Origin of the sequence: Chitinophaga sp. CB10 (genome assembly GCA_001870995.2) — a bacterium.
GTDB lineage: Bacteria > Bacteroidota > Bacteroidia > Chitinophagales > Chitinophagaceae > Chitinophaga.
The window spans coordinates 214,941-226,660 of sequence record MLAV02000004.1 but is presented as its reverse complement, the minus strand read 5'-3'; the positions used below and the strand labels follow the sequence as shown (position 1 = coordinate 226,660).

The following is an 11,720-nucleotide window of genomic DNA, read 5'->3' as shown; positions in this document are numbered from 1 at the left end:
CCTGACGACAACCATGAAGAAGATAATAGTATTATGTTTTGCTGCGGCTGCGCTCACGGCGGGTTTCAGCTCCTGTAACCGATACCTGGATGTAAAACCGAAGGGCTATACGATTCCGCAGTTTTATGAAGATTACCAGAAGCTGATGAATAATATGTCGCTGATCCGGGTTTCCTCCGCGTATCCCGGCTACCTGACGGACGATGTGCAAACCGGCGATCCTACGGATGTTTCCAAACAGGCCAGCTACAGCGGGCTGGCGGATTACAAGAAGGCGCTCTATACTTTCCAGCCGGGCGGCGTATTTGTGCCGGGGTCATCAGATCCGCTCTGGGAGCCGGCTTATAGCCATATCTATACTTACAATGTGGTGATCAACAACATCATGAACGTACCGGATGGAACGGAGCAGGAGAAAAAGCAGCTGAAGGCGGAAGCCTTGTTTGGCCGCGCTTTTGAATACCTGACGCTGGTGAACGCCTATGCGAAGCACTACGATCCTGCCACGGCTGCTACGGACTACGGCGTGCCGCTGGTGTTAACAGAGGACATCAATCAGCCGTACAAACGCGGTACGGTGGAAGAGGTGTACGCCCTCATTAAAAACGACCTGGAAGCTGCCGTGAAGGACCTGCCGGCCAAGGCGGTGAACATCTTTCACCCTACGCAGAGCGTGGGTTACTCCTTCCTGAGCCGCATGTACCTGTACATGGGCAATTACGCCGCTGCGCTGACCAACGCCAAAGCCGCGCTGGCGCTGAATAGCACGCTGCTGGATTACAAGCTGTACACCACTAAAAAGGGCGTGACGTTTGGCCGGGTATGCCTGGCTACGGATAATTCCGTCCGCTTCCCGGATGCGCATCAGAATGGGGAGAGCCTCTGGGTGCGCTATGGCAGTTCCAGCTCAGCGAGTTTGAACGCGGAGGTCTATGTATCGAAGGACCTGCTGAATGTCTTTGCGCAGGACCTCGCTGCCGGCGCGGTAGACCAGCGCCGGGCGTTATTCTTCTGCGACGGGGAAAGCAACTTTGGCGTGAAGCCGGTGTACTTCCCTGGAAGGGTGTTGTACGGCCCTTATATCGATCCCAACTTCGGCTTCGGCAATGCGGAAGTTTTCCTGGCGGCGGCGGAATGCGAGGCCCGCGTGGGCGATAAGCAGGAAGCGATGAATTACCTGAACACCCTGCGCAATGCGCGTATCAAAAATAACCAGCCGCTGGTAGCCGCCACCAATGATCAGGCGCTGCAACTGGTGCTGAATGAGCGCCGCAGGGAGTTCTGCTTTGTGGGGTTAAACCGGTTGATTGACCTGAAGCGACTCAACCGCGACCCGCGATTTGCCAAAACGATTACCCATCAACAGGGCAATGACGTGTACACGTTGCCGGCTAACGACAAACGTTATATCCTGCCGGTGCCGCCGAAAGTCCTGGAATTTAATGGTACCATGCCATTATATGAGCGATAATTATATATATTTACCTTAAATAATTTTTTGAGAGAAATGAAAAACATTCCTGGCAAAATATTACTGTTCTGCTGCATGACTTTCGCCGGTACAGCCGTAGCACAGCATGGAATCCGGTTTGACACCCTCAGCTTTACGTCCCTGAAAGCCAAAGCGGCGCAGGAGAATAAGCTGATCTTTATTGACTGCTATACCACCTGGTGCGCGCCCTGCAAGTGGATGGACAACAATGTGTTTACCCTGCCGGCAGTAGCGGAGCAGTACAATAAGTATTTCATCAATGCCCGTTTCGATATGGAAAAAGGCGAGGGCATTGCCTTGAGAAAGGAATATAACGTAGGTTCTTTCCCTACCTACCTGTTTATTGACAGCAAAGGCAAGCTGGTGTACCGCTCCGGCTCCCGCATGAGCGCGGAGGAGTTTATTGCCGTGGGGGAGAATGCCAACAATCCTGCGAAAAGCATGGCTGCCATGCAACAGCAGTATGATAAAGGCAAGCGGGATATGCAGTTCCTGCTGGACTACTACGATGTGTTGCAGGATAACGACCGGGGTAAGGCCGAGCAGATAGGCCAGGAGATCGTGAAGAAATTCCCGGAGCAGCAGTTGAATTCGGCGCTGGGATGGAAAGCGGTGCGGGCCCTTGCCAGAACGGAGAAAGACCGACTGGGCGCTTATTTTATGCAGCACCAGGATGCGTTCCGCGCGTATGCAAGAGCCGGGGAAATTGACACGCTGGCTACCCGCATGATGACGGCGCTGCTGTATGGCTACATCCGGGAAGGCAAAAATGCGGAGTTTGCGAAGCGGATCGACTACTTCCGTAGCTCCCCGATGGAGGCCCGCCGCCGCGAAGGGGTGCTGATTGAGTCGGAATACTACCTCCGGAATAACAAGTACGCTGATTTCAATAAACTGTGCAACAATGCATTGACCGGCTTGTTGAAAGATGATGCGGACAAGCTGAGTTTTATCGCGCGCAGGGCAGGCTTCAGGGGAGATGGAACGGCGGAAGTATTGCCGGTGTGTTACGCCATGGCCAAACGTGCGGTGGAGTTGCAGCCGGAGGAGTACAGTACGCAGAGTACACTCGCGCAGCTGTGCCTGGTGATGAAAAAGAAATCGGAAGGGCTGGAAGCTGCGCAGAAAGCGTATGCGCTGGCCGGTACGACGAAGATTGAGGGGATCGTGAAGAAGTTGATTGGGCAGCTGGAGGGGTTGTAGGTTAGGGTTTGCGGCTGTTTTTTTATTAATCTGCTGCTAACGCGCCCAACAGCATTTAGTGATAATAATTTCAAGCCCACTATTGCAGATTGCAGTAGTGGGTTTTGTTTATTTTGTTTGGGTATGCATCTTATAGTTCTTTTATTTTCATGGCCACCAGGCCTTCCTTGCTTCCTTCATTTTCCCCGCCACCCATTCCCCATACTTTTAAAACTTTTTTAAAAAATCCCTTGGAAATTGCCGGAAAATAATTAAGTTGTACGTCCCAAAATTATTTGGTGCTAAAACAGTGTGGTTATGATTGAAATAATACGAGTAACCGCCGATGATACCGCGAACCTGGACGCTGTGAAGTCCCTGTTTCGTGAATATGCCAATTGGTTGAGCGTAGACCTTAGTTTCCAGCAATTCGAAGATGAGATGGCTCATCTGCCTGGCGCTTATGCTGCGCCCACCGGTGCATTATTCCTGGCAAAATCGGATGGTCAGATCGCAGGATGTGTGGCAGTCAGAGAATTTGACAACAGCACTGCCGAAATGAAAAGATTGTTTGTAAGAGATGCCTTCAAAAAGCAAGGATTAGGAAAGATGCTTGCAGCCACGGCGATAGAAGAAAGTAAAAAATTAGGGTATAAGCGAATCTTATTGGATACCCTGGCCCATATGCGACCCGCTATTGAGTTATATACTTCTCTCGGTTTCCAACCTATTGCAGCGTATTACGACAATCCCCTTTCCAGTGCGGTGTATTTGTCACTGAACATCGAATAGGAGACTGGCATTGAGGCGGCATTTTCTTTCCTGGATACCGGCGTAGATAGGCGCCGGTATGTAAAAGACACGTGTATTGCAACCCGGGGTTGCGATGGGGTAGATGCTTTTGTTGATGAAATGGGAGGGTAGTGGAGTTGATAGATTGAAGGTGTTTTTTTGAGATAGTGGAGCTGCATTGGAAAGTAGCCAAGCCCTGAAACGAAAGTATTTTTTAAAATAATGGAGGCTGCATTGGAAGTATCCCAGCCCTGAAACGAAAGTATTTTTTAAAATAATGGAGGCTGCATTGGAAAGTAGCCAAATAATGTAGAGACGCACCCCAAACAGCACGCCTCTACACAAAAACATTTCACTACCCTATCTTCGGAATCTTATATCCATTATGATAAGCCGCTGCCAGTAATTTATTCGCATCGCTATCCGTAAAATTCTGTTTCGCCTCATTCCAGTAAATCTTCTTCCCGGTACGGTAAGCAATATTACCCATCTGCGCAAAGCTCGCAATATGCGCGCCGGCAGTTATCGGGCAATTCAAATCGCTCATTTTTCGGGACTTGATCACTTCTACAAAATTTTTCGCATGCAGGTCCAAACCTTTATCTACGGAAGGTTTGCGGTCTACCGCTTCCATCTTGCCTTTTTCAGGGATTACTTCCCATCCGCCACGATCCAGCACCAGCGTGCCGTTGTTGCCGATGAAGGCAATGCCGTGCGTACGGTTGTATGGGCCGCCGTCAATGCCGGTTGCCTGTTCCCACTGGATGTTATAGTTATCGAATTCGTACACGGTGGTGAGGGTATCCGGCGTTTCAGCTGCATCGTTCGGATAAGCGAACTTGCCGCCGGCCGCCATAATGGATTTAGGGTTGCTGGACTTCATGCCGATGAGCGCATAGTCGAGCAGGTGCACGCCCCAGTCGGTCATCAGGCCGCCCGCATAATCCCAATACCAGCGGAAGTTAAAGTGGAAGCGGTTGGCGTTGAACGGGCGGGTCTGTGCCGGGCCCAGCCATGATGTATAGTCTACCCCTGCCGGCGCCGGACCGTCCGGTACCACCGGGATGGACTTCATCCAGCCCATGTACGCCCAGGCTTTCACCAGGCGGATCTGGCCTAACTGTCCTGAATGCACGAAGTTGATGGCATCGCGGAAATGCTGCTGGCTGCGTTGCCACTGGCCTACCTGTACCACGCGGTTGTAGCGTTGCTGGGCTGCCACCATGGTAGCGCATTCCACGATGGAGTTGCCCACCGGCTTCTCCACGTACACGTCTTTGCCGGCGGAGCAGGCATCCGTCATCATCAGGCAATGCCAATGGTCCGGAGAGCCGATCACCACGGCGTCAATGGATTTATCTTCCAGGAGCTTGCGGTAGTCCGTGTAGCCTTTCACTTTAATATTATTCTTTGCCAGTTCCGCGATGCGCTTGTCCAGCACGTTTTTATCTACATCGCAGAGGGCTACTACTTCCACTTCCGGGTTTTTCAGCAGGGCGGTAAGGTCGGACCAGCCCATGCCGTTGATACCGATGGCGCCTATACGGATTTTATCGCTCGGAGCGATGGCACGCAGGGGAAGCGTATGGAGGAGACTTGCGCCAGCAACCAACGCGGACGCAGATCGGAGAAATGATCTTCTTGAACTATTCATGTGATTAGCACTTTTAGCGGGATTCGTGGAATTTTTTGTCGCAAACAAAATAGTGAAAATCTTTTTTTTGTGCAGGTTTTTGGGAGGAATGAAACATTTGATACCCTTTTTTCTTAAAAATGAATACCATAGAGGGACTGAATCCAGCGACGGGGCTGCCGGCGCCTGCGTCAACCACCTGCTGCATCCGGGCAAAAGAATGAAGGTTGCGCAAAAAAGAATCCCCCGCCATGCCGGCAGGGGACTCGTTTTTTAGAAAGACCACTTTGGTAATAATCTATGGTACATCATCCTATTTTGAGAATGACCACCCTGTTAATAACCTATTCCACATCATCCTCACTGCTGAGGTTGAAATTCATCATCGTACCCAACAAATCCGAAAACCGGGTTTCGTTTTCCAGCACCTTTTTGCTGATCAGCGAGTAAGCACTGAGCCCATGCAGCACAAATTCCATCAGCAGCAACGCCTCGCGGCCGTTCGCTTTCGGGAATTTTTCGCCTACCAGCTCCCGCAGCCCGTTGACGGACATCAGCCGGGATTCATATTGTTTATCCGTTAAATCCCCGAGCAGCTGCAGCTGGTTCCCCTGGTCAAACCATTGGATCACGGCGCGGTAAGGGTTCTCTGACGGAGAAGTTTGTTTGCGCTTTTTGTAGTTTTCCGGGTTAGGGAAGTAGCAGGCAAACACCGTGCGGATGGCTTTGTCCAGCAGATTGTGCGCTACTTGCAGCGGGCCTTCCTGTTCTCCTTCATACACCAGTTCAATCTTACCCGTAATCGCCGGGATGATGCCCTGCAGGTCCCCGATGCGTACCTGGGTTTCCTTTTCCCGGTTAATGATGGCCCTTCTTTCCCCGGCGCTGACGGCGTTTTCATACGCGGCAATGGTCAGCCTGGCGGATACCCCGCTTTTCTTGTCCACATACTCGCTGTTACGCGCTTCAAAGGCTACCTGCTCAATGAGCCGTTTCACTATATCGGAAATCTGTACTTTCTTCAGCTGATCTTCATGAACATCCGCTTCCTGTTCGGTAATGAGCAGGGAGTTTTCAATGTTTTTCGGATAGTGCGTGATGATCTGGCTCTCAATCCTGTCCTTCAGCGGGGTCACGATGGAGCCGCGGTTCGTATAGTCTTCCGGGTTAGCAGTGAATACAAAAAGTATATCCAGCGGCATCCTGATTTTGAAACCCCGTATCTGGATGTCGCCTTCCTGCAGGATGTTGAACAGGGAAACCTGGATACGCGCCTGCAGGTCCGGCAGTTCATTGATCACGAAGATGCCCCGGTTGGAGCGCGGGATGATCCCAAAGTGGATCACCCTTTCATCCGCAAAGCTCAGCTTGAGGTTGGCGGCTTTGATGGGGTCGATGTCCCCGATCAGGTCCGCCACGGAAACGTCCGGCGTAGCCAGCTTTTCGCCGTAGCGCTGACTGCGGTGCAGCCAGGTAACAGGCGTATCGTCGCCCTTCTCTGCAATCAGGTCGCGCGCATAACGGGAGAGGGGCATAAACGGATCGTCGTTTACTTCCGATCCTGCTATTACGGGAATGTATTCGTCGAGTAAGTCTAACATCTGCCTGGCCATCCTGGTCTTCGCCTGGCCGCGGAGGCCGAGGAAGAGGATATTGTGGCGGGAGAGGAGGGCCCTTTCTGTATCCGGGATAACGGTGTCTTCGTAGCCGATGATGCCCGGGAAGGCCGATTCTTTTTCTTTGAGTTTGGTAATCAGGTTTTGTCTGATCTCTTCTTTTACTGACTTTGGCTTATAACCGCTTTTCTTCAGTTCGCCCAGCGTTTTAATGTTAGTGTCCATGCTCAAATTTTACTGATTACTAGTAGAATAAGTTTAAAACAATTTACGTTTACCATTTTCGAAGTCGTGAAACAGGAATTTGCCGAGGTTGTCAGTCCCGGAAAAGAACGCTTTACCGTTATTGGTTTCCGTGAATTCCTGTACAAACTGCTGCAGCCACGGGTCCGTAGCTACCATGAAAGTGGTGATGGGAATCTTCAGCTTTTTACATTGGGCGGCGAGGTTCAGCGTCCGGTTAAGGATTTTCCGGTCCAGCCCGAAGCTGTTCTTGTAATACTGTTTCCCCTGTTTGAGGCAGGTAGGTTTACCGTCTGTGATCATGAAGATCTGCTTGTTCGGATTGCGTCGTCTGCGAAGCAGGTCCATGGCCAGTTCCAGCCCTGCCACCGTATTGGTATGGTAGGGGCCTACCTGGAGGTACGGCAGGTCTTTGATCTCAATCTGCCAGGCGTCGTTCCCAAACACGATGATGTCCAGCGTATCTTTCGGATACCGCGTGGTGATCAGTTCGCTCAATGCCATGGCCACTTTTTTGGCGGGCGTGATGCGGTCTTCACCGTACAGGATCATGGAGTGGGAAATATCGATCATCAGGGCGGTAGACGTTTGGGTTTTAAAATCCGTCTCCTTGATGACGAGGTCTTCCTGGTCGATGTTAAAGCTGTCGATACCGTGATTGACCTGTGCATTGTGGATGGAAGCGGTAATATCCAGGTGGTCCACATTATCCCCGAACTGGTAGGGGCGGCTTTCAGCGTTCAGCTCATCGCCCATGCCCGATTTGCGGATATTGTGGTTCCCGGCGCCTGATTTTTTCAGTTTACCGAATATTTCTTCCAAAGCACTTTTGCGGATGGTTTGTTCTGTCTTGGAGGTGATGGATATTTCGCCGGCTTCATTTTCGCGCAGATATCCTTTATCCTGCAGGTCTTTCAAAAAATCACCTATGCCATAATCTTCATCAGTGAGGCCGTACTCGTTATCCAGCTGGGTAAGCCATTGCAGGGCTTCATTTACATCGCCGCTGGTATAGGTCAGGAGTTGTGTGAAGAGATCCAGGAGTTTCTGGAAAGGTGGCTTGGTACTGTCGCCAGGGTTAAACCTGGAAAATGTAATTCCTCTCATAGCACTAGTTCTACCTAAAATTAACGAAAAATAACCGGAATACTAAAATGGAATAAAAGGGACGGAGATTTGCATTTTATCTTGAAAGCTATTACTTTCAATTATCAAAAAAATATCTATATGAAAAAACTGAGACATGCATTAATGCTGGCCGGTGGCCTTTCGGCTGCTCTATTTGCACAAAGTGCCAGGTCCCAGGCCAGGGCTGATGCATTGGGCTGGAAACTGGGCGCACAAGCTTACACCTTTCACAAATTTACCTTTGCAGAGGCGCTGGACAAAATGGACAGCTGCGGGATTCAGTACGTAGAGGCGTTCCCGGGGCAGCAGCTGGGCGGCGGACTGGAAGGTACGTTTGATTATCATATGTCGCCCGACAAGCAGGAGCAGGTGAAACAACTGATCAAAAAGAAGCACAAAGTGCTGATGGCTTTCGGCGTCGTAGTGCCTAAATCCGCAGCCGAGTGGCGGATGTTATTCGATTTTGCCAACCGCATGGGCATCCAGAGCATTACCACCGAGCCGCAGCCGGAGTTCCTGGATTTAATTTCCTCTCTCTGTGATCAATACAATATCAAAGTAGCTATACACGATCATCCCAAACCGAGTCATTACTGGCATCCGGACAGCGTGCTGGCCGCCATCAAAGGCAGGAGTAAGCTCATGGGCGCCTGCGCTGACATCGGCCACTGGGTGCGCAGCGGCCTCGATCCGGTAGAATGCCTGAAAAAACTCAACGGCCGTGTCGTGAGCCTGCACTTCAAGGATCTGAACGAAAAGTCGCCCAATGCGCACGACGTAGTTTGGGGCAACGGCGTTTCCGAAATCCCTGCAGTACTTGAGGAGCTGAAAAACCAGAAATTCAAGGGCCTGTTTTCCGTAGAGTATGAATACCACTGGGAAAACAGCGTGCCCGAAGTGAAAGAAAGCGCCAGGTATTGGAGGAGTATGGTAAGTAATTTATAGGGGGGAGAGATCTAAGCTTAATGAATAAAAAAAAGTCCGGTCACACGACCGGACTTTTTTTGCATTATGCCGAAATCAATATTAGAATCTGAATGCAGCGCTTGCGGAGAACCTGCGAGGCGCTTGTTGTTCGATAGTTGACCAACCGGTATAGTATTCTTTATTGGTCAGGTTATCGAGTTTAAGGCCTATCCTGTAGCGTTTCACGTCATAGAAAACGGATGCGCCGAGTACAGTATAGGAAGGCAGGGTAAAGGCGCCGTTCACACTGTTGTTGGTGATCTTGTTTTCGCTGGCATAGTTACCGCCGAAGCCTGCGCCCAGCCCGTGCAATGCGCCGCTGCTGATGGTATAGCTCACCCAGAGGTTAGCCAGGTCCGCAGGGCCCGCGCCTTCAGGGCGGTAGCCCTGTACGCGTACATCCGCTTTTTCCATTTTGCTGTTATTGTGGCTGTAGCCTGCAATGATATTGAGGCCCTGTACAGGGGAAGCGTTGGCTTCGAATTCAATACCGCGGCTGGCCTGGGTACCATCCTGTACGGTTACCTGGTAAGGCTGGCCATCGGAGCCGGTACGGGAAACCTTCAGCGGCATGTTGGATACTTTAATGTCGTAGTAGCTGGCAGTCAGGTTCAATCTGCCGTTCAGCAGAGAGGCTTTCACACCGCCTTCCCACTGGTTGGCCTGCTGCGGCTTCATGGTCACCTGGAACTCAGGCAGCGGCTGCGTTACAGGCGCTGTATTCTGGAAACCATTCATGTAGTTGGCAAAGAGGCTCACTTTGTCCTTCACTACCTGGTACACCAGTCCGAATTTAGGGGACAGGGATACCTGCGTATAGCCTTCGCCTTTAGTCTGCGCGATGTAATCCTTATAACCTTTCAGGTCATAGTAATCCAGGCGGAGGCTGGCCATGGCCAGTAAATTATCCGTGATGTTCAGCACATCGGATACATAAGCGCTGTAGGTATAATTATTCTGTTGCGCCCTGGTAGCGTATTCGTTGTTGGAAGCGGCAATTTTCGCATCCACCGCAGGCCTGTTCAGGGAGCTGTAACCCGGCGTTACGTGGAAGGCATCCACATTGTCGAACAGGGTGTACGGGGAGTTGTCGTCCGTTTGTTGCAGCTGCAGGAAGTCTAACCCAAACACCAGCCTGTTGCGCAGGCTACCGATTTTGAAATCGCCGGTGAAGTTCTGCTGGATGTTGGTGGCGTTGGTGGTAGAATTCTGGTGGTACACGTAGCGGCTCAGTAGATCGTCGTGCGCGCCGAGGAACATCACGTAGGAGTAATACCCGTTACTTTTGGCGTTCCCGCGGGAAACGGCGGTCTGGGAAGTCCACTGGTTATTGATTTTATAAATCGCCTGCGCATTCAGGTTGAAGGTTGGCGTTTTATAATTGATATCGTTCATGGTGAATGACCGGTTGAAGTCGAAGCCGGCAGCTTTCATCTGGTCAGGCGTGGTGTACTCCAGCGGGCGGCTGCGGTTCAGGAAGATCATCGGTGTGTTGGTAGCTTCCGCGGTGCTGAGCACGGCGTTCACGTTGAAGGTGAGGCGGTCGTTTACACGGTATCTCACGCTTGGCGCGATGAACATGCTTTTGTTATAACCGGCATCCTGCCAGGAGTTCTGCGTGGTATAGCCAGCGATGGTGCGGATGGCGAGGGATTTATCGTCGTTCACCGGCGCGTTAATATCGGCCGTAACGCGGTTCAGGCCAAAGGAGCCACCGGTATAGGTTACTTCCCCGCCGAAGTTATCGTAAGGCTTTTTGGTCACCAGGTTCAGCAACCCGCCGAAGGAGATCAGGCTGCTGCCGAAGAGCGTACCGGACGGGCCTTTGATCACTTCCAGGTTTTCAATGATCGCAGGATCGTTGATGCCGTTGGTGATACCGGCAATGCCGTTCACGAGGGTAGGCTGCACGGCAAAGCCGCGGATGGTGTAGTAACCTGCGCCATCGCCGGGGCGGCCGGTGGAAGACCATAATTTGGTGATACCCGGCGCATTTTTGATCACATCATCGAAGTTGGTGATCACCTGCTCTTTAATCAGGCTGCTACCGATTACAGAGTAGGATTGCGGGTTTTCCAGGTTTTTGATCGGCAGTTTCGCGATCTGTTCGGAAGATTTTTCGTTCCGGGCTTTCCCGACGATCGTTACTTCTTCCAGTTGTTTATCTGATACGTTCAGCCGGATGGAAACGGTAGCGGTTCTATTGGCTTCCACCTGTACCTCCTGTGTTGTTGTTTCGTAGCCGATCATGGAGATGTACAGGGTATAGACGCCTGGTTCCAGTTTGCGGAGGGCGAATTCCCCTTTCTCGTTGGAAACGGTACCGCGGTCGGTAGGTTTGATTTGTACAGTTACGAACGGACCCGGTTGGCCGTCGTTGGTAATGATAGTTCCTCTGATATTACCCGTGTTGGTCTGTGCGGAGGCCACTGCGCAAAGCGTGAGCAGTAGTGTGATAATGCCTGTTAATTTTCTTAGCATATGTAGCTATTAAGTGTGTGTAATGCTTCCGGTTTACTGCAGCGCGCTGGTATTGCACTGCCTTTGAGGCCGCAAAGTTGGGGCAATGGCATCTCCCCCAAAACTCCAATCGGGAAAATGTCTTACGCAAAGCGGAAAAAATGCAAATAAAAAGCCCGGTAATTTTGATTACCGGGCTTTTATATAT

The 11,720-nt window shown here is 51.2% G+C and carries 9 protein-coding genes; 4 read left to right on the top strand and 5 right to left on the bottom strand.

Annotated features, from left to right (window positions below; genetic code table 11):
* Positions 1–13 precede the first annotated feature (13 nt).
* The 3 genes from BOC67_RS08145 to BOC67_RS08135 all read left to right on the top strand — a co-directional run bounded on the left by BOC67_RS08145 (position 14) and on the right by BOC67_RS08135 (position 3,466).
* Positions 14–1,471, top strand: coding sequence for a RagB/SusD family nutrient uptake outer membrane protein (locus BOC67_RS08145; protein ID WP_291909175.1), 1,458 nt, complete (start codon positions 14–16; stop codon positions 1,469–1,471).
* 36 nt (positions 1,472–1,507) lie between these two features.
* A complete protein-coding gene (locus BOC67_RS08140) occupies positions 1,508–2,695 on the top strand; it encodes a thioredoxin family protein (RefSeq protein WP_291909173.1) in 1,188 nt (395 codons plus the stop codon).
* A gap of 297 nt (positions 2,696–2,992) precedes the next feature.
* On the top strand, positions 2,993–3,466 hold the full coding sequence (locus tag BOC67_RS08135) for a GNAT family N-acetyltransferase (protein WP_291909171.1): 474 nt from the start codon (positions 2,993–2,995) through the stop codon (positions 3,464–3,466).
* A 355-nt stretch (positions 3,467–3,821) separates the two neighbouring features.
* On the opposite strand, the gene BOC67_RS08130 is transcribed toward BOC67_RS08135, so the two are convergent.
* The 4 genes from BOC67_RS08130 to BOC67_RS08115 form a co-directional block, all read right to left on the bottom strand.
* Entirely contained in the window at positions 3,822–5,120 is a 1,299-nt protein-coding gene (locus tag BOC67_RS08130; RefSeq protein WP_291909169.1) for a Gfo/Idh/MocA family oxidoreductase, read from the bottom strand.
* Positions 5,121–5,133: 13 nt separating this feature from the next.
* On the bottom strand, positions 5,134–5,352 hold the full coding sequence (locus tag BOC67_RS08125; RefSeq protein WP_291909167.1) for a hypothetical protein: 219 nt from the start codon (positions 5,350–5,352) through the stop codon (positions 5,134–5,136).
* 91 nt (positions 5,353–5,443) lie between these two features.
* On the bottom strand, positions 5,444–6,940 hold the full coding sequence (locus BOC67_RS08120) for a sigma 54-interacting transcriptional regulator (RefSeq protein ID WP_291909165.1): 1,497 nt from the start codon (positions 6,938–6,940) through the stop codon (positions 5,444–5,446).
* 33 nt (positions 6,941–6,973) lie between these two features.
* A complete protein-coding gene (locus BOC67_RS08115) occupies positions 6,974–8,065 on the bottom strand; it encodes a VWA domain-containing protein (RefSeq protein ID WP_291909164.1) in 1,092 nt (363 codons plus the stop codon).
* 120 nt (positions 8,066–8,185) lie between these two features.
* Between BOC67_RS08115 and BOC67_RS08110 the strand changes: the two genes are divergently transcribed.
* A complete protein-coding gene (locus tag BOC67_RS08110) occupies positions 8,186–9,031 on the top strand; it encodes a sugar phosphate isomerase/epimerase (RefSeq protein WP_291909162.1) in 846 nt (281 codons plus the stop codon).
* Between the two features lie 81 nt (positions 9,032–9,112).
* Here the strand turns inward: BOC67_RS08110 and BOC67_RS08105 are convergent, their stop codons facing one another.
* Complete coding sequence (locus tag BOC67_RS08105) at positions 9,113–11,533, bottom strand: TonB-dependent receptor (protein ID WP_291909160.1); 2,421 nt, start codon at positions 11,531–11,533, stop codon at positions 9,113–9,115.
* Between the last annotated feature and the right edge of the window lie 187 nt (positions 11,534–11,720).

What these genes read in the sequence shown, in the direction of transcription:
- BOC67_RS08145 (WP_291909175.1), top strand. Translation starts at nt 14, where the DNA reads ATGAAGAAGATAATAGTATTATGTTTTGCTGCGGCTGCGCTCACGGCG.
- BOC67_RS08140 (WP_291909173.1), top strand. Translation starts at nt 1,508, where the DNA reads ATGAAAAACATTCCTGGCAAAATATTACTGTTCTGCTGCATGACTTTC.
- BOC67_RS08135 (WP_291909171.1), top strand. Translation starts at nt 2,993, where the DNA reads ATGATTGAAATAATACGAGTAACCGCCGATGATACCGCGAACCTGGAC.
- BOC67_RS08130 (WP_291909169.1), bottom strand. Translation starts at nt 5,120, where the DNA reads ATGAATAGTTCAAGAAGATCATTTCTCCGATCTGCGTCCGCGTTGGTT.
- BOC67_RS08125 (WP_291909167.1), bottom strand. Translation starts at nt 5,352, where the DNA reads ATGGCGGGGGATTCTTTTTTGCGCAACCTTCATTCTTTTGCCCGGATG.
- BOC67_RS08120 (WP_291909165.1), bottom strand. Translation starts at nt 6,940, where the DNA reads ATGGACACTAACATTAAAACGCTGGGCGAACTGAAGAAAAGCGGTTAT.
- BOC67_RS08115 (WP_291909164.1), bottom strand. Translation starts at nt 8,065, where the DNA reads ATGAGAGGAATTACATTTTCCAGGTTTAACCCTGGCGACAGTACCAAG.
- BOC67_RS08110 (WP_291909162.1), top strand. Translation starts at nt 8,186, where the DNA reads ATGAAAAAACTGAGACATGCATTAATGCTGGCCGGTGGCCTTTCGGCT.
- BOC67_RS08105 (WP_291909160.1), bottom strand. Translation starts at nt 11,533, where the DNA reads ATGCTAAGAAAATTAACAGGCATTATCACACTACTGCTCACGCTTTGC.